Source organism: Cardinium endosymbiont cBtQ1 of Bemisia tabaci (assembly GCF_000689375.1).
GTDB lineage: Bacteria > Bacteroidota > Bacteroidia > Cytophagales > Amoebophilaceae > Cardinium.
Genome location: NZ_CBQZ010000001.1, coordinates 593,259 through 611,945 on the forward strand (window position 1 = coordinate 593,259; position 18,687 = coordinate 611,945).

Annotated in this window: 10 protein-coding genes, 2 tRNA genes and 9 pseudogenes; 7 read left to right on the top strand and 14 right to left on the bottom strand. The window is 35.3% G+C overall.

Annotation, left to right across the window (positions count from 1 at the left end; all coding sequences use genetic code 11):
• Positions 1 to 110: 110 nt before the first annotated feature.
• A pseudogene (locus CHV_RS02695) lies at positions 111 to 539 on the bottom strand (transposase); the annotation flags it as partial.
• Positions 540 to 671: 132 nt separating this feature from the next.
• Positions 672 to 1,691, bottom strand: a pseudogene (gene ltrA / locus CHV_RS02700) (group II intron reverse transcriptase/maturase); the annotation flags it as partial.
• Positions 1,692 to 1,807: 116 nt separating this feature from the next.
• Between ltrA and CHV_RS02705 the strand changes: the two are divergent.
• A complete protein-coding gene (locus CHV_RS02705; protein WP_034576962.1) occupies positions 1,808 to 2,683 on the top strand; it encodes an IS982-like element ISCca4 family transposase in 876 nt (291 codons plus the stop codon).
• On the opposite strand, the gene CHV_RS02710 is transcribed toward CHV_RS02705, so the two are convergent.
• The 4 genes and pseudogenes from CHV_RS02710 to CHV_RS02725 form a co-directional block, all read right to left on the bottom strand.
• A complete protein-coding gene (locus tag CHV_RS02710) occupies positions 2,675 to 2,986 on the bottom strand; it encodes a hypothetical protein (protein ID WP_051602182.1) in 312 nt (103 codons plus the stop codon). The genes CHV_RS02705 and CHV_RS02710 overlap by 9 nt on opposite strands.
• 549 nt (positions 2,987 to 3,535) lie before the next feature.
• Positions 3,536 to 4,312, bottom strand: a pseudogene (locus CHV_RS02715) (IS256 family transposase); the annotation flags it as partial.
• A gap of 87 nt (positions 4,313 to 4,399) precedes the next feature.
• Positions 4,400 to 5,660: pseudogene (locus tag CHV_RS05275) on the bottom strand (IS5-like element ISCca5 family transposase); the annotation flags it as partial.
• A 116-nt stretch (positions 5,661 to 5,776) separates the two neighbouring features.
• A pseudogene (locus CHV_RS02725) lies at positions 5,777 to 6,175 on the bottom strand (IS982-like element ISCca1 family transposase); the annotation flags it as partial.
• Positions 6,176 to 6,330: 155 nt separating this feature from the next.
• Here CHV_RS02725 and CHV_RS02730 point away from each other — a divergent pair.
• Together CHV_RS02730 and ruvC are read left to right on the top strand one after the other, a co-directional pair.
• Positions 6,331 to 6,546, top strand: a pseudogene (locus tag CHV_RS02730) (transposase); the annotation flags it as partial.
• 177 nt (positions 6,547 to 6,723) lie between these two features.
• Complete coding sequence (gene ruvC, locus CHV_RS02735) at positions 6,724 to 7,281, top strand: crossover junction endodeoxyribonuclease RuvC (RefSeq protein WP_034576965.1); 558 nt, start codon at positions 6,724 to 6,726, stop codon at positions 7,279 to 7,281.
• Positions 7,282 to 7,472: 191 nt separating this feature from the next.
• On the opposite strand, the gene dnaX is transcribed toward ruvC, so the two are convergent.
• From dnaX to CHV_RS02755, 4 genes are all read right to left on the bottom strand, one after another.
• Complete coding sequence (gene dnaX / locus CHV_RS02740) at positions 7,473 to 9,218, bottom strand: DNA polymerase III subunit gamma/tau (RefSeq protein WP_034576967.1); 1,746 nt, start codon at positions 9,216 to 9,218, stop codon at positions 7,473 to 7,475.
• 30 nt (positions 9,219 to 9,248) lie between these two features.
• Complete coding sequence (dnaJ, locus tag CHV_RS02745; protein WP_034576969.1) at positions 9,249 to 10,382, bottom strand: molecular chaperone DnaJ; 1,134 nt, start codon at positions 10,380 to 10,382, stop codon at positions 9,249 to 9,251.
• Positions 10,383 to 11,111, bottom strand: a complete 729-nt coding sequence (locus CHV_RS02750; RefSeq protein WP_051602188.1) for a nucleotide exchange factor GrpE — start codon at positions 11,109 to 11,111, stop codon at positions 10,383 to 10,385. It lies immediately after the preceding gene.
• A gap of 133 nt (positions 11,112 to 11,244) precedes the next feature.
• The gene (locus CHV_RS02755) at positions 11,245 to 11,844 is read right to left on the bottom strand and encodes a 1-acyl-sn-glycerol-3-phosphate acyltransferase (protein ID WP_051602189.1); all 600 of its coding nucleotides are present in this window, start codon (positions 11,842 to 11,844) and stop codon (positions 11,245 to 11,247) included.
• A 293-nt stretch (positions 11,845 to 12,137) separates the two neighbouring features.
• On the opposite strand from CHV_RS02755, the gene CHV_RS02760 reads away from it, so the two are divergent.
• Both CHV_RS02760 and xerD read left to right on the top strand, forming a co-directional pair.
• A tRNA-Asn gene (locus CHV_RS02760) sits at positions 12,138 to 12,211 on the top strand.
• A 103-nt stretch (positions 12,212 to 12,314) separates the two neighbouring features.
• Positions 12,315 to 13,229, top strand: a complete 915-nt coding sequence (xerD, locus tag CHV_RS02765) for a site-specific tyrosine recombinase XerD (protein WP_034576971.1) — start codon at positions 12,315 to 12,317, stop codon at positions 13,227 to 13,229.
• Between the two features lie 69 nt (positions 13,230 to 13,298).
• On the opposite strand, the gene CHV_RS02770 is transcribed toward xerD, so the two are convergent.
• Together CHV_RS02770 and rplS are read right to left on the bottom strand one after the other, a co-directional pair.
• Positions 13,299 to 13,371, bottom strand: a tRNA-Thr gene (locus CHV_RS02770).
• 252 nt (positions 13,372 to 13,623) lie between these two features.
• A complete protein-coding gene (gene rplS, locus CHV_RS02775; RefSeq protein ID WP_034576974.1) occupies positions 13,624 to 13,980 on the bottom strand; it encodes a 50S ribosomal protein L19 in 357 nt (118 codons plus the stop codon).
• A 132-nt stretch (positions 13,981 to 14,112) separates the two neighbouring features.
• On the opposite strand from rplS, the gene lepA reads away from it, so the two are divergent.
• On the top strand, positions 14,113 to 15,912 hold the full coding sequence (gene lepA, locus CHV_RS02780; protein WP_034576976.1) for a translation elongation factor 4: 1,800 nt from the start codon (positions 14,113 to 14,115) through the stop codon (positions 15,910 to 15,912).
• A 145-nt stretch (positions 15,913 to 16,057) separates the two neighbouring features.
• Here lepA and CHV_RS02785 read toward each other — a convergent pair.
• A pseudogene (locus CHV_RS02785) lies at positions 16,058 to 16,201 on the bottom strand (IS6 family transposase); the annotation flags it as partial.
• A 489-nt stretch (positions 16,202 to 16,690) separates the two neighbouring features.
• On the opposite strand from CHV_RS02785, the pseudogene CHV_RS05280 reads away from it, so the two are divergent.
• Positions 16,691 to 17,658, top strand: a pseudogene (locus CHV_RS05280) (IS5-like element ISCca7 family transposase).
• A 249-nt stretch (positions 17,659 to 17,907) separates the two neighbouring features.
• Here CHV_RS05280 and CHV_RS05285 read toward each other — a convergent pair.
• Positions 17,908 to 18,566 (bottom strand): annotated as a pseudogene (locus CHV_RS05285) (IS5-like element ISCca5 family transposase); the annotation flags it as partial.
• Positions 18,567 to 18,687: the final 121 nt, after the last annotated feature.

An 18,687-nucleotide genomic window follows, 5' to 3' on the forward strand; every position in this document is an offset into this window, starting at 1 on the left:
GTCTTTAAAGATACAAAAAAATAAGGCTTAAAGAATCAACCACAGACGCGACAGAGCGATAAGATTACCGCGCCATTGAGCCTGTAAATGATTTTGTGTAAGTGCCGTTTTTAGTAGAATCGTTCATCAAATTCTATAGCGAATCGATTCATAGCCGCTCTCCAATCATGTAAAGCCATAGTCCACTTTTGTGATGCCTTTTGTATGGCTAAATATACTACTTTTAATGCAGATTGGTCATTAGGAAAAATCTTACGGTTATTGATTGATTTTCTAATAACACTATTGAGTGATTCTATGGCATTAGTCGTATAAATGATTTTTCGTATTTCGTCAGGATAGTCAAAAATAGTTATAATGTTACTCCAATTTTTATGCCATGCACGACTAATTGCTGGATATTTTTTATCCCATTTGTCACTAAAAATAAGAAGTGCTTCTTCGGCTTGATCAAGAGAAATAGCGCGATAAATAACTTTAAGATCCGATGCAACGGACTTCATGTCCTTATAGGGTACATAGCGTAACGAATTACGAATAAGTAGAGTAAGGAAGAGGCGCCTAGTTTCCCGGTTTCCCCTACCTCCTCATCAAACCGTACGTGAAGTTTTCCTTCATACGGCTTTCCGATGATCAACGCGAATGTCAACATACACGCAGCATGCGAAGCCTTACCAACTATAGCTAAGATGACCACTGACTTTGTATAGTCCTTGGGTATGTAGCTCATTGGTTGATAGCCATTCATACTTTCTTTTCTTTGCCATATGTTTGACTCGGTTCCAGAGATTTAGCTTTCTAACAACATATCGGTCTATCTTTCTAAATTGTATTGCGCTATTAAGCCAATTATAATAATTAGCCCATCCTCGCAATATTGGATTTAGGTAGTTGATTTTATGAGCCAGGGATGGTTGATAGTCTCTACCAATTTCTTTTCTGATCTTATTTCTTAATGCTGACATGGATTTTCTTGTAGGAAAACCGTAACAAAATTGTTTATCAGAAGACCTTCTGCTTTTGTTCAATACCATCCTTACGCCTAAAAAATTAAACCTTTTTTCAGCTTCCGTAATTTCTGTCTTTTCTTCTGAAAGAGTTAATCGTAATTTACTTAGCATTTGCTTTAATGATTCCATATACGGAAATGGGTCTTTATCTCTGATCAGAATTATAAAATCATCACAGTACCTCACTATTTGAGTATCCCATTCATTATGTTGCTGACGCCAGTATTTATCTAGACTATGTAGGTATATATTAGCAAGTAGCGGTGATATAACTGATCCTTGTGGGGTACCTTTATCAGATAAAGAAGTTTTATCTTGCTTGAATACAGAATGAACGAGCCATCCTTTAATGATTCTTATAATCCACTTATCTCTAATTCTGCGTTGTATTAACTTCAATAGAATTTCGTGATTGATAGTGTCAAAATAAGACGATATATCAGCGTCTATTACTGTCCTATATCCATAGGTTACCCACTTCCTTACTGCTTTTATAGCATCTTGACAATTGCGTTTTGGCCTAAATCCATAAGATCCTTCTAGAAAGTTAGATTCGAATATTGGTTCTATTATCAAATTGACCGCTCCTTGTATTACTCTATCTTTTACAATAGGTATACCAAGTGGTCTAAGTTTACCATTGCTTTTTCGGATATATACTCGTTTCACTGAGCTAGGTTTATATTGCTTACTAACGTCAGTTTTGGATTAGAAATTAAGAAAAGAGTATAAAAAGCTCCTTTGTGTTTTAAATTTGTGGGATTGAAAAATAATCATAAAAACCAAAGGAGCCGGATATGAATGTATCAAAATTAGTTGAAATATATTACGCTGTTGATGAATTTCTTATAAAATTTATGCCTTATATGGAATCACATTTGTTACCTACTTCAGATAGAAAACCTACTAGAACATGTTCACTGACTTTGAGCGAAATAATGACAATATTAATTGCTTTTCATGTAATTGGCTTTAGAAATTTTAAGTTGTATTATATTCATTTACAACAATTTCATTCTAATGACTTTTGCAAGTTAGTAAGCTATAGTAGATTTATATCCCTAGTTCAAAGAACAGTAGTTCCATTTTACTTTTTTTCTCAAAGTCTTTCTAAAACGAGAACAGGCTGTTATTTTATGGATTCAACCGCTATAAAGGTTTGTAATATAAAGAGAGCTTATGCTCATAAAGTATTTAAGACAATTGCTAGTAAAGGTAAAACTACTACTGGATGGTTTTACGGAATCAAATTAAACTTGATTGTCAATGATTTAGGAGAAATTATGAATTTTTCTCTTACTACAGGTAAGTCCAATGATAGATGGCCAGTAGAAAACTTATGTAAAAATTTGATCGGAAAAGTATTTGCTGATAAAGGCTACTTGAGTAAAGAATTATTTGAAAAACTTATGGGAAAAGGCATAGAACTGATTACTCAAATCAGAAAAAATATGAAAAATGCTTTCATGCCTATCTGGGATAGGCTAATGCTTCGAAAGAGATCTATCATTGAAACCATTATCGATCAGCTTAAAAATATTAGTCAGATAGAACACTCCAGGCATAGAAGTATACCTAATTTTATTGTCAATTTAATAGCTGGTATTACAGCTTATTCACTAAAAGAGAAAAAACCGGCTATAGCTAATATATATACAACTGGTTTACAATAAGTCTAATCCGAAACTCACGTTACTAAGAAGTTCTTTTTGAATCTCTTGTAAGAATTTTATTACACCATATTCCTTGATTGCAAGTATAGTCCTGCCATCCACCCCAGGAGCACCTTTATTCTTTTGTACCCGAAGCCATGAAACCCATAATACTTCTATTTCACAAACCTTATCATATAGAATGCCAAATGTTCTCTTTTGATCCTTCTTGGCTGCTTGATGTAATTTATTTTGTAGTACCCGAACTTTTTCTAGGGCGCTTTGAGCAAAGGTTTTATCCTCTGCAGTCACCAATTCCTCCATACTTAATAAATTTTGATCAAAGTAGGGGCCCTTCCTTCCTGTAAGGTTATGTTGTCCTTACTATCATCAGTATTATGGCCCCCTCCGACTTCCTTAAATGCAGTACTTAGTATTTCATATTTTTTTACCTTATAACCAGTACATTATAAATATTACAATCCATGTGCACCTAAGGATCTCCCAAGTTACTGCACAAACATTCTCAATATGTCGCCGTTTTGACGCGGAGAAGTAGACTAGTGGTATCACCTTTATTTCCACTAATCTTGCTGCCTTTACCCGTACATCAGAGGCGATCAGCACTTCTTTCTTCTAGCTCTCCCACTAATACCTGCTAGATATGTAATTACGACGCTACTAATTACGTTCATTTTCATTACGACCTATTGATTTGCCCGCTGACCCAAAGTGGGTGTTGGTCATGCATTGTCAGACATGCTTCATACCAGCAGCTTACGCCGCTAGCATCTGTCTCAGGCTATCCAACTTAAAGGTTTTATTGGTAGGAGAACCTTTCATCTCCTTTGTCTGTGCCATACTTGGCACGCGAATACATAACTGAATTTTCGTTTTTGGAAATACTGTATTAATAGCATCTGGAAATCCTGTTAATCCATCAACACAAGCAATAAAAATATCCTTAATACCACGATTATTTAATTCAGTTAATACTGAAAGCCAAAATTTTGCACCTTCGGTTTCTGCTATCCATAAGCCAAGTAATTCCTTTTGTCCTTGACAATTAATGGCTAATGCCAAATAAATTGATTTATTGATTACCCGTTTATCTTCATGACACTTGATAACAATACAATCTAAATATAGTATGGGATATACTTTTTCTAATGGACGATTCTGCCAAATAGTAATCTCTTCAATAACAGATTCAGTTACTTTAGAAATTAAGCTGTGTGATACCTCTGTACCGTATAGATCTTTGAACGTATCTGAAATATCTCGGGTGGTCATCCCTCTGGCATAAAGAGCCAGAATTTGTTCATCAAATTCTAGCAACCGAGTTTGACCTTTCAGAATAATTTGAGGATCAAATGTGCTGTTGCGGTCACGGGGCGTATTAATTTCCATTTCGCCAAAATCACCCTTTAACCGCTTAGGAGAGTAACCGTTACGGCTATTTCCTGTGTTCCTGCCTTCTACAGAATGATTTTCATACCCAAGATGAGATTCTAGTTCTGCATCCATAGCACGTTCTACCGTGAGTTTTAATAGTTGCTTACTCAGAACAGCTAAATCTTTTTCACTCTTAATAGACTTCGATAATTCATTTAGTAGGTTTGGATCTATATGTATTTGTTGTGCTTCCATTGCTTATGACTCATTTATTAATACCGTTTTAACGCGGTATATTAATTAATAATAAATAAGCATTTACACAATTTTATTTACAAACTCTAATTTTATTGTAATCAGTCGTAGGTTATGAGCAATAGCACATAAAATAACGTTAAGTTTATCTCCTAGAATACCTTTCAAATAGTTAACAGATAATTTACCATCGGATTTCATATGACCAATATGCGGTTCAATAGAAGATCTTCTTTTTATAGCTTTTTTTAGAGCAGGCGTTATTCCCCTTTTAGAACCACTTATAAATATATTACATTCACTAACAGGTATATTATTACCCCGGTAGGCTTTATCTACAAAAGCATACTTTACTTTGGTACCAGATAATTGCTCGGCTTGTAATAAACTCTTCTGCAAAGTATGGCCATCGTAAGCATTAGGATGTATTGCTTCTGTTGAAACAATTAAACCTTTTTTATGCGTTACTGTAAATTGTACCTTGCAACCAAACTCATAAGGATGTTTAGACTTACCTTTACTTACTACAGTAGACGGATGGTTCATGGATGCTATAAATTTTATCTTTACTTTTTTTGATTGGTTTATAAGTTTTTACTTATAGATAGTAGATTGGTAAATTGATTCCGTATTAGATCATCAGAGGATTGTATAGAACGTTCTACATCTCTGACTACTCTACCAAGATAGGTTTTTAATGTTTTAATGCCTTTAGATAAACGTTTATACTGTTTAGCATGAGCATAGCAATCAACTTTACGTTTGATAGATAGACCTAAACGCTGATAAGTTTGACGCAGTTTAATACCTGTTTTCTTGGCTATACTGACCAATTTTTCTCTGGATTTATTAAGCAAAGAAGAGTCAGTTGGGTAACGGATATTTTTCTCCATTACAGTAGTATCAGCTATAACTTTTTCAAGTTCTTTTCGGGTCAGTACTTTTTTTTTAGCGCTAAGTCTATAGTCATAGATAAAATCTTATTGAGACCTTCTTGACCTAATCTATGGCGCCAACGGGTCAATGAACTGGGGTTACAAGGCATCTTAAACTGAAAATAATCATATCCACAAAAGTATTGCCAATAAGGGTTTTCTACCCATCTAACCACTACTTGTTCATCAGAAATATTATACATATGACTGATAATGAGAAGACCTATAATTAAACGAATAGGCAAAGGAGGTTGACCAGGTCCATAGCTAAAACCGCGGTCTAAATCTGATGCTAAGGAGTGAAAAGGAATCGAATCAGATAACTGGAATAATGGATGTTTCGGGTTGAGAAAACTAGATAAGCGTTGCTCAAACAAACGCTCAAGGCTATTATTTATTTTCTTAGATTTCATCCTTATTTTGCAAGCTTTTTATACAAAACAACCTAAAAACTGGTTATTAACCATATATAAATTTAACCATTTATTTGCTGATTAACAAATAATTATATGGTATTTCAGGGCCGACTAAATACTTTGTTAGAACAAGCCCTTTGTACCTTACAAACTTTAATGGCTGTTGAATCCATAAAATAACAACCTGTTATTGTCTTAGAAAGACTATGCGTAAAGAAATACATAGGAACTAATGTTCTTTTTACTAGTGATATGAATCTATTATAGCTCACTAATGTTCTAAACTCACTTGAGTGAAATTGCTCTAAATGAATATAATACATCTTAAAATTTCTAAAACCTATTAGATGAAAAGCAATTAGTATAGTCATTATTTCGCTTAAGTTAAGAGAACAAGTTCTAGTGGGTTTTCTTGTGGGCTCTGTTAACAGCTTTTTCTCCATATAAGGCATAAATTTTATTAAAAACTCATCTACCATATAATATATTTCTACTAATTTGTCTACATTCATAAGCGGCTCCTTTAGTTTTTAGAGGTAATTTTCAATCACCTAAATTTAAAACTCAAAGAAGCTTCTTTATACGCAAATATGAAAATCTAATCCAGAGTTCAGGTTAATAACAAAGTTAACGGGTTAAAACGTTAGTGATAAATGAGTGATAAGCAATGGAACACCAACAAATAAATATAGATCCAAATGTATTAAATGCATTATCGAAATCTATTAAGAGTGAAAAAGATTTAGCTATTCTGAGCAAGCAACTATTAAAGCTCACGGTAGAACGTGCTATGGATGCAGAATTAGACGCTCATCTTGGTTATGAAAAACATTCTATAGAAGGCAGGAACACGGGGAATAGTCGTAATGGTTACTCAGCTAAGTGATTAAAAGCATTAAAAGGAAAAACACCTTGGGAAAGTATTTTAGATGAATGGAAAAAAATCCACATTTATTTAATAATAATCCAAACCACTTCTTAGTGGGACTAAACAGCTAGAGCGATGCAAAGTCAAGTTATCAAACTAAAAAATTTTATATATACTTGAAATAAATAACCTATGGGTGGAAAAATTATTATAGGCCTAGATCCTGGAAGTGTGATTATGGGCTTTGGTATTATTCAAGAATCAGCAATAGGTAGCACTATAAAACCAATAGACTATGGTATTTTGGAATTACAAAAATACAAAGGACATATGTTACGGATGCGTCACATCTATTTACATATGGTAGCATTATTGAAAAAATATAGCCCAGATGCAGTAGCAATTGAGTCAATTTTTTATGGATCGAATGTACAATCTATGCTTAAGTTAGGAAGGGCACAAGGAGTAGCAATTGCAGCAGCTTTAGCGTGTGAAATGCCTATTACAGAATATGCGCCACGTAAGGTAAAACAAGCGGTTACAGGAAACGGCAATGCGTCCAAGGAACAAGTGGCTGCTATGGTGGGCTACCTCCTTAACCTATCTATTCCGTCTACTTTTTTAGATGCTTCAGATGCACTGGCAGTAGCTTTATGCCATAGCCAACAACGTTTATCTTCTACTGCTAAGCCGAAAAGTTGGTCTCAATTTGTAATAGCACACCCTAATCGCAAGTTATCTCTTTGTTGAGTGTTAACGAGCGGCTCTGTCTACTTAGTCGTCCCTGAAATACTATATAATTATTTGTTAATCAGCAAAAATATAAAAAATTCTTTTGAGAACCTCGCTAAACTAATGGCTCGATAATACCCAAATTTAAGATAAAGGGGAGACCTATAGAAAATCAACTACAGATACGACAGGACCTTAAGGCCGACCAATTAGTAAGCTACTTCCAACATAAATCGTTCTTGGAGTAGTGCTATGGCACCGTTTTTTTTGCTCAAGTACTTTAATTTTTCTTGATCTGTATAAGGTTTTTCGGGAACAATCTGGTTCACCAAAATACCTTGAACATTCATGGTAGGATGATTCAATTTTTTGCGCATTGTAGGTAAAAGTTCTTCTTTTAGACTTTGTAACAGCTCTGCTTGTACTGGATTGATCAATGAAATGGTTACAACCGAACCTTCTATCTTGATGGGCTGACCCATAAGATGATAAGCAGCTATACAACCATTATTTTTAAGTTGTTGCCTATAATCAGCAAGACAAGTTTGAACCATCTCTTCCGATATTGCTTCCTCCCCATCACATCCATTTTCTATTTTTTTTTTTAAATCGGGCGTATTTGATTTTTTATTTGCAGCCAATGAAGCCTTTAGGCTTGCTAAGTTAGGAATAGCTATGGTCTCTGGCTGTTGAGTAGAGGTTACTGGCTTGAGAGCCAGATGGTCCAAGGTATCGTTTGATTGGGCCAGTCGCGTTAGAGATGATCTTGCGGAATCGGCTGATCTAGATTTAGCTATAACGGCTTCTTGCGAGTGATCTGATTTGGGTAACGGGTCTATTGTGCTTTTTGGAATAGACAGATGGGCAGTAGCTAGTTCAATCAGTGCCAACTCTACATGCAATCTTTGGTGTTGACTAGATTTATAGCCTATATCACACTGGTTTAAACGTGTCAAGGCTTTCAATAAAAAAGGCATGGTGCATCTAGTAGCATATTCAGCATAACGTGGACGAATATTATCAGTAACCTCTAAAAGCGGAAGCGTAGCACTGTCTTTACAAACCAATACGTTGCGTAAATGTTCGGCCAATCCTACTATAAAATGGTGCCCATTAAATCCTTTGCGTAAGACCGCATCATAGAGAGAAAGGACCGTAGCAATATTACCTGTCAAGCAAGCTTCTGTACATTTAAAATAATAGTCATAATCCAAGATTTGAAGATGATCACGTGTATTGGCATAGGTAATGGTACCGCCTATACCTGCGGAAGCAGTGATCAGATCAAACATAGAAAGTGCATCCCGCATCGCACCTTCTGCTTTTTGGGCAATCAACTGTAGTGCAGATTCTTCATAACCAATAGACACTTGTCTAGCAATTGTTTTAAGCTGTGTAACAATATCTTCTAATTTAATTCTGTTAAAATTAAAGATTTGACAACGAGATAAAATGGTAGCTAAAACTTTGTGCCGTTCTGTAGTAGCTAATATAAATATAGCATAACTAGGGGGCTCTTCAAGTGTTTTAAGCAAGGCATTAAAGGCAGCATTAGAGAGCATATGGACCTCATCTATAATGTATACCTTATATTTACCCGTTTGAGGCACGTAGCGGACCTGACTCACTAGATCACGCATATCTTCTACAGAGTTATGAGAGGCTGCATCTAACTCGTAGACATGCAGCGCGCGATTGCTACTTAAGCTAAGGCAATTGGCACAATGGTTACAAGGCTCTGCTGTTGCTGTAATTTGTAAGCAATTAATAGCTTTAGCCAATATACGCGCACAAGTGGTTTTGCCCACACCACGTGGACCACAAAAAAGAAAAGCATGTGCAAGTTGTTGGGTAGCTATTGCATTCTTTAGTGTGGTTGTAATGTGGGACTGACTGATTACATCTTTAAAAGTAGTAGGACGGTATTTTCGTGCAGAAACTACAAATTGGGTCATAGGAATAGTTTAAACGATAGCATATTGGCTCTATCCTTGAAAAAAAGATTTGATCCGATCAAAAAAGCTTTCTTCTTTCTTATTTGGTTTAGGTATAAAGTTAGGCGAGTCTTGAAGAGAAAGCAGAATCTCTTTTTCTTCTTTTGTAAGCTCTTTTGGGATCCAAACTTGGATAAAAACCAACTGATCTCCCTTTTTACCATAACCATTTATATCTGTAATACCCTTTCCTTTTAATTTAAAAACCTCGCTACATGATGTTCCAGGTGGAATTTTAAGCCGAACTTTTCCATATATAGTAGGGACTTCCATTTCGCAACCTAGGGTCACATCTATAAAGCTAACGTGTAAAGTATAACAAATATTATTGCCTTTACGCTTTAAAAGATCATTTTCTTCTTCGTCTATTTGGATAATCAAACTACCTGGTGTACCGCCACGGAGTGGCGCGTTTCCTTTGCCACGTAGGGTTAGCTCCATATTTTTTTTTACCCCCTTAGGTACTTTAAAGGTAATAAAATCTTCTATAAATTTTCTTCCTTCTCCTTGACAATCACTACAAGCTGTTTTAATACGGCTACCCGTTCCCGTACAATGGTTACAAATGGATTCTGTAAGCATATTGCCCAGCATGGTTTGGGTCGTTTTACGAACCACACCTTGCCCTTTACAAGAGACACATTTTTCTACAGAAAGTCCGTTTTTTGCTCCATTACCTCCACATGCCTCACAACTTGTATAACGTTTTACTTTGACTTTTTTTTCAGTACCTAATGCAACCTCTTCAAGGGTTAGTTTGATTTTTATACGTAAGTCTTCGCCACGATTAGCGGCCTGCCGTGTTCTTCTTCCGCTACTAAAAAAACTACTAAAAGGCGAATCTTGAAATAGATCATTCAAATCACCCTCAAAAATATCACCTTCATAAGACCTACTTCCTCCTTGGCATCCACTTGTACCAAATTGATCATATTGGTGTTTCTTCTCTGGGTTACTTAGGACATCATAGGCTTCTGTAGCAGCTTTAAATTTTTCTTCTGCTCCTTTATTTCCTGGATTTTTATCAGGATGGTATTGCATCGCTATCTTTCGATAGGCTTTTTTAATCTCTTCTGCAGTAGCATTGCGTTCTACACCCAGAATATTGTAATAATCTTTTTCCATTTATACTCCAATTATAACTTTAGCGAAGCGTAACACATATTCATTAATTAGGTATCCTTTTTCTACTACTGTTACAATTTTTCCTTGCATTTCCAGATTATCTACTGGTTGCTGCATAATCGCTTCATGCAGGTCGGCATTAAATGCACTGCCTTGCTCTATGGCTATTTCTTGTACACCACACTTTTTTAAAAAACCACATAATTTATCATAAATTAGTTTGATGCCTTCAAGATGTTGAACGACTGCTTGTGTACCTTGTAAGGCCATCATACATCGCTCAAAATCATCTACAATCGGTAAAAGTTCTTTTAATATTTTCTTATTGTCCCTATCGGTACGGTCTCTATGTTCCTTAGTGGTACGCTTCTTAAAATTATCAAATTCAGCATAAAGGCGAAGGTATTTGTCATTTGTTTCCTTTAGTAGTGATTGCAGTTGCTCGAATGAACTTATATCAGGATTCGACATTTGCTTATCTGCATTATCTAGCCTGTTACGTGACTGACAACAACCCATATGCAATTCTGTTTCTTGTAGATTGTCACAATTTATTTGATTTTCGACCTCTTGTCGGCTACAGCAGCATGGTTGATCCATAATTTCTTCACCACTACAGCAACATGACTCACTGGTTTTGGTTCCTCCATTACAGCAATCTGTTTGGTTTTTATCTACTTCTGATGCGCAGCATCCTGTTTGATTTGTATGTGTATCTTGTAACTTCATGTTTTATATGTATTGAATATGATGAGATGGTCTGATGATTGAAATATAAAAGTTAAAAGTAATCGTTTCCATTAATCCTATATGGTTATGCAATTTTTTTGCCAAATGCTTTTGATAATGTCAAATTGTCATATCAAACGACACCCTGCTTTGGATATTTTCCAAGTATGTTTCGGTAAAAACTTTGAATATTTGCTATATCTTTTTCTATGTTACCTGTAGGATAAAAGGTTGGACCCAATCCCATTTCTTTTTTAGCATAGTGTATATATCCTAAAATAATTGGAACATTTGCTGCTTCAGCTAATCTATAAAATCCTGTTTTCCAGCGTTTTACATAACTTCTTGTACCCTCAGGTGCAATTGCTAGTACAAGCGCATCTGCGCTATTGAGCATCTCTGCCATTACAGCTACCATATTGGCCTGCTTGGTTGTTTTATTTCTATCTATTGGAATAGCGCCCAGCTTTTTCATTAGATAGGAAAGTGGAAAAAACATTACTTCTTTTTTTATGGCAAATCTAATCGCTACATTGGGATGGCTAAGTTTAAATAACATGCCATAAAAAAAATCCCAATTGCTAGTATGTGGCGCCAATGCCATAACTGCTTTTTTCCAAGTGGTTGGATGCGTTGTGTTGTTGATTTTCCAGCCTAAAAACTTAATAAGAACCATTGCAGATTTTTGGATCCAACTCCCTGCTGGCTTGGTTGTACTATTTTTTGAAGTCATGATGTGATGCGTTTCATTTAAATCGACTACAATATTATTGGGTGAAATGCAAGGTAAAAACTTTACCTTAGGATTGGGTACACTATTACAAACTTCAATTATTTTGGTCTAATGTTATCACTTTTATCTCTTTTTCGATAAAAAGCAAAGAAGGAAAATAGTTACTCAAAGCTATTAAAATTAATTTAAATATAATATGTACCAATCTATTCAATGACATGGTCAAGTTGATCATTTTTGTGATGATTTATTGTTTATGAAAGAAAAAAATGGTAAAATTGTAGTGGTTATAATCCTCCTTAGCTCAGTTGGTTAGAGCATTTGACTGTTAATCAAAGGGTCGCTGGTTCGAGTCCAGCAGGGGGAGCTTAAGCCATAGGTTTATCGGTCCTTAGTTATTGGCTTTTCTTTTTGGGGTATAGCAAGTCTTTAAATCGTATTTTGTCTTCAGTGTTTGTGATAGACCAAGAATGAACTTTCTTTTGCAGCAATTTGAGACCTACCTCCGTTTGGAGCGTTTACTTGCCAAACATTCTATCAAAGCTTATCTTTCTGATGTAAGAAAATTTACCCAATTTTTGTTGAATAAAACGCTCACACCACTGACGGTTGATGACGCTCATATTCAGGAATTTTTAGCTAAACTACACTACATCGGCATAAAGGCTACCAGTCAATCAAGAATGCTTTCTAGCTTGCGTCTTTTTTACAAGTTCTTATCCTTGGGTCACCACATCACTAAGGATCCTACTAAGCTTATAGAAAGTCCTCATTTAGGCAAACATCTACCATTTATTTTGTCTATATCTGAAATTGAGCACCTCATTAAGGCGATAGACCATTCTACACCAATTGGTGTACGCAATCGAGCTATCGTGGAAACACTTTATGGTACAGGGATACGTGTTTCTGAGTTGATCTCTTTAAAGTTAAGTCATATCTACTTCGAAGAAAATTTTATACGTGTAATTGGAAAAGGTAATAAAGAACGTTTGATACCTATTGGTGCCATGGCACTAAAATATATTAAACTTTATATAGAGGGGGTCCGTACCCATATGAAGATAAAACCTGGATATTTAGATATTCTGTTTTTAAATCGACGCGGAAGCAGCTTAACTAGGGTGATGATTTTTTTAATGGTACAGGCACTTGCTAGAAAAGCCAAAATCAATGTAGAAGTAGGACCTCATGTTTTTAGACATTCCTTTGCAACACATTTAATAGAGGGAGGTGCAGATTTACGTGCTATACAGGAGATGTTGGGACATAGTGCGCTTACCACTACCGAAATATATACACATTTGGACAGAAGTTATCTTAAACAAATCATGCAAGATTACCACCCAAGAAGCCATCTAAACCATGACATACTCAAAGTTTAAGACAAGATAGATACCCTAAAATCAACTACAGACGCGCGCGAGCCGCTATAGATGTAGAATTAGAATAAGTGCCCCCTGCCGGAATCGAACCAGCAACCTACTGATTACAAATCAGTTGCTCTACCAGTTGAGCTAAGGAGGCAACAAAAAATGGGCGCTTATGATAAATATATTAAAATATGTTTATCTATTTTGAGCATATGGGTATGTTACGAAAAAGTACCTGTTTATAAAAAATTTGATATACTAAAGAGACTTTACAGCTGACCTACAGGATAGCATTTTTTCAGGCCCCACGGCGGGCTAAGTCTTTTTAGCTAAAAGGTTTGTTTTCCATAATTTTTTAGAATCGGCTTGATTTTTTTCAAGCAAAAAGTACCCTATAAGTGTGATCTTACCTAAGTTCTTTAATACGGGCTGCTTTGCCTTGTTTCCCCCGTAGATAATAAATTCTAGCCCTACGGACACGGCCTTTTCTTTTTACTTCTATTTTCTCAATATTTGGACAAAGCAAAGGGAAGATACGCTCTACCCCCACTTCCTTAGATACTTTACGTACGGTAAAAGTTTCCCCATTCGTGTTAGGGTTTTTGCGTTGAATAACCGCACCTTGAAATTGTTGAATACGAACTTTATTGCCTTCTTGTATTTTTACATGTACATTGATGGTATCACCAGCCTTAAAATTAGGGAATTTGCGGGCGGGCTGGGGATTACATATGGCTTCAACGTATTTTATTAACTGATGCATAATAGGGTTAGAAAATTATATAAATATTAATGCAAAGGTAATACTATTTTTTTAAATTCCGTACCTTGCAATAGTGTAAAGGGGCAAGTCTGAAATCGATTTAGCCTTTTTATTTTCACTCAAACAAGTTTAATGAAAAATATTCGAAATTTTTGCATCATTGCACACATTGACCATGGCAAGAGCACCTTGGCAGACCGTTTATTAGAAGCCACTAAAACGGTTGGCCTACGCGATCAAAAAAATCAAGTTCTAGACAATATGGATCTAGAGCGTGAACGGGGCATCACCATTAAAAGCCATGCGATCCAAATGGCTTATGCATATAAGGGTGAATCCTACCTCCTCCATTTGATTGATACACCAGGACATGTAGACTTTACCTATGAAGTTTCGCGCTCTATTGCGGCATGTGAGGGGGCCCTGCTAGTAGTTGATGCCGCACAGGGGGTTGAAGCGCAAACCATTTCTAATCTATATCTGGCCTTGGCGCAAAACCTTACCATTATTCCTGTATTGAATAAGGTGGATTTGCCAGGGGCCATGCCAGAAGAGGTAAAAGAGCAAATCATAGAGCTTATAGGATGCGATCGAGATGAAATTCTTTCTGTTAGCGCCAAGCAAGGTATGGGCATTGATGCTCTACTAGAAACGGTAATTACCCGTATACCTGCACCTAAAACAGATCCTAAAGCTCCTCTGCAAGCAATGATTTTTGATTCACTGTACAATAGTTTTCGTGGTGTAGAGGTCTATTTTCGGATTTTTAATGGAACGATTCAGCCAGGAGACCAAATTCAGTGCATTAGTACAGGAATAGATTATAAAGTCGAAGAGGTAGGCATTTTAAAATTGCAACAAATCCCCCAACCATTTTTGGCAGCAGGCCATGTAGGCTATATGATTGCGGCCATTAAAAATGCAAGTGAAGTAAAAGTGGGCGATACGATTACCCATGTAGATAAAGCTGGCCGTCCAGTAGGGGCCATGATTAAAGGATTTGAAGCAGTAAAACCTATGGTTTTTGCAGGCATCTATCCAGTCGATAGCACGGAATATGAGCCATTACGAGATGCTATGGAAAAGCTAAAATTAAATGATGCTGCACTGATTTGGGAACCAGAGAGCTCCGCGGCTTTAGGGTTTGGTTTTAGGTGTGGTTTCTTAGGGATGCTCCATATGGAGATTATCCAAGAACGACTAGAAAAAGAGTTTAATATCACCATTATCACTACAGTTCCGTCGGTACAGTTTCATGTAATAGACGCAAAAGGGCAACGAATAGAGGTACAAGCACCTGCAGATATGCCTGACCCCAATACCATTGATCGGATTGAAGAACCACTTATCAAAGCTCAAATCATCACAAAGTCAGAATTTTTAGGTGGAATTATAAAACTTTGTATGGATCGAAGAGGGATTCTAAAAAATCAACTTTATCTAACAACTGACCGGGTAGAACTTACTTTTGAATTACCCCTAGCAGAAGTGGTCTTTGACTTTTTTGATAAACTTAAAACGATTTCACGTGGTTACGCTTCTTTAGATTATGAATTAAGTAGGTTTGCCAATGCAGACTTGGTAAAATTAGATATCCTATTGCACAACGAAAAAGTAGATGCCCTTTCGGCTATTGTACATAGATCAAGTGCCTATGAACGGGGTAAAGTCTTGTGTAAAAAGCTTAAAGAAATTATTCCTAGACATATGTTTGAAGTAAGCATTCAAGCAACTATTGGTACAAAAATCATTGCTAGAGAAACAGTAAAATCTTTACGAAAAAATGTGATTGCTAAGTGCTATGGTGGTGATATTTCACGAAAAAGGAAACTTTTAGAGAAACAAAAAAAAGGTAAAAAACGAATGAAACAAGTAGGTTCAGTAGAAATTCCACAAGAGGCTTTTATGGCAGTATTAAAATTAGATGATTAAAGCACAGTAGCGTATTATTTTCGGCTCTGTTGCGTCTGTCGTTGATTTTGTATAGTGCTTTCTTTTGTCTTAAAATTTGGTATTATGCAGCCATAAGCTTACCGAAGTTCTCAAAAGTAGATGGTTGTTTTTTAGATCCGATTATTTTTCCTTTTAGTTTGACGTAAGTTTCATCCATTCTCCAACTATTACCAACTGGTCGTTTCCTTTTTCTTACTTCCTGATCTATCAGTGGAACACATTTAATAACCCATCTTTGTAAAGTAGAGTCATCAATCTTTGCGCCTCTGATATACATCTCACATTCCGCATCAGCATTCTATTTTAAATTAGATTAAAAATTTGTAAGATATTAGGCTTAAATTTCATTTGTTTATTCTATGAGTATTTGGTAATGTTACAAGAAGATCAAATTGTAGGGATCTTAGTACTAGATCATTTAGTTGTCATTTCCAGTGTAAAAACGTGAGTTCTGGATTAGACAGTAAAAAAAGGATTTAAAAAAGCTCCTTTGTGTTTTAAATTTGAGGGATTGAAAAATAACCATAAAAACCAAAGGAGCCACTTATGAATCTATCAAAATTAGTTGAAATATATTACGTTGAGACCGTTGCAATAGGTTTTTAGATTTTAGTATAAAAAAGTAATTGTTAATTTTATTAAAAGTTTAACTTGTAATTATTGTTTAGGTTTTGTAATAAAAATTTTATGATATTATTATGTCAATCAAAGTGAGCGGTCAGTTAAGTTTATCAGATATATCAGCTAGTCGTCGTAAATGCAAGCATACTTTTTTGATCAAATCAATAATCTGATTAACTGGTCATTAGTAGAAAAAGAACTGCGTATTTATTATCCTAAAGGTTTACGTTTATCAGGCAAGCCTGCTTATAGTCCCCTTCTTTTGTTTAAAATGCTATTGCTTGAGCAGTGGTATGGGTTGAGCGATTACCAAGTCGAAGAGGAAGTAAATGATCGTATTACTTTTAGCAGGTTTTTGTGGTATATCGATGGATAATTCCGTACCAGATCATAGTGTATTAAGCAGATTTAGGACTGCTCTTACAGAAAAGAAAGCTTTAGATAGATTGTTAAAAATCATAAATGATCAACTATCTAACCATGGTGTTCTGGTTCAGCATGGTGCAGTTATTGACGCCTCTATCCCCCCTACTCCTAGACGTCCCAAAGGTAAAAAGAGCTATGATTTGCGTGAGGATGGTACTATATCGGTATCTCATAGTTATACAAAAAGGGGTAGATCCAGAAGCTAGTTGGACCAAAAAAGGTCATAATCTTTACTATGGGTATAAACGACATGTCCTTATAGAAAGTAAAGAAGGTTTAGTTCTGGCAGTCACGACTACAAAAGCATCTAGTCATGATGGTGCCCATTTACCTATATTATTGGATAAAGTATCTCTAAAAGCAGGAAGCAGGCTCTATGGAGATAAAGGCTATAGCGGTTTGCCCAACGAAACTTTACTAAAAAACAAGAAATTAAAATCAGCTATTCAAAAGAAAGGTAATAGAAATCATCCCTTATCACCTGCTGCTAAACGTTTTAATAAATTTGTATCTAAGACGCGCTATAAAGTAGAAAGAGTATTTGGAAGTATTAAGAGGTGGTTCCGTAGTTCAGGAGCTAGGTATATAGGCCTTGATAAAACCCATAAGCAACATGTTATGGAATCTATAGCCTATAATTTATATAGAGCTCCAAATATCATTTTAAAGGGTTTTTAGGGGGATGGTATATCTAAAATATACAAATATTAACTTGAAAATCAATAAATAATGAAATTTATGCATCCTTAACCATAAAAACTACAAAAAATAACACTAGAAACTTATCAAAAATTATAATAACTATCTATAACAACGGTCTCAAAGTATGTAATTAACTTAAAAGAGGTAACTAAACAGATTATAAGCTATTTTGGACCAAAAGCCATTTCTATTTAGTCGGCCCTGAAATATTATTTTTGAATAAATTTATTGAATGGATCTTTTTTTACAATATTTATGGTTTAGCAGGCGCTCTATTTTTCCTACCCAAGATATAGGTATAACTGGTTTTGGATTAAGAATTTTAATTATATAGGTTTTAATTTATGTGATTGTGAGTGTGTTAAGAATAACTTTCTTGTAATCAGTCGTAGGTTATGAGCAATAGCACATAAAATAACGTTAAGTTTATCTCCTAGAATACCTTTCAAATAGTTAACAGATAATTTACCATCGGATTTCATATGACCAATATGCGGTTCAATAGAAGATCTTCTTTTTATAGCTTTTTTTAGAGCAGGCGTTATTCCCCTTTTAGAACCACTTATAAATATATTACATTCATTAACAGGTATATTATTACCCCGGTAGGCTTTATCTACAAAAGCATACTTTACTTTGGTACCAGATAATTGCTCGGCTTGTAATAAACTCTTCTGCAAAGTATGGCCATCGTAAGCATTAGGATGTATTGCTTCTGTTGAAACAATTAAACCTTTTTTATGCGTTACTGTAAATTGTACCTTGCAACCAAACTCATAAGGATGTTTAGACTTACCTTTACTTACACAGTAGACGGATGGTTCATGGATGCTATAAATTTTATCTTTACTTTTTTTTGATTGGTTTATAAGTTTTTTACTTATAACCTGAACTCTGGATTAGATTTTCATATTTGCGTATAAAGAAGCTTCTTTGAGTTTTAAATTTAGGTGATTGAAAATTACCTCTAAAAACTAAAGGAGCCGCTTATGAATGTAGACAAAT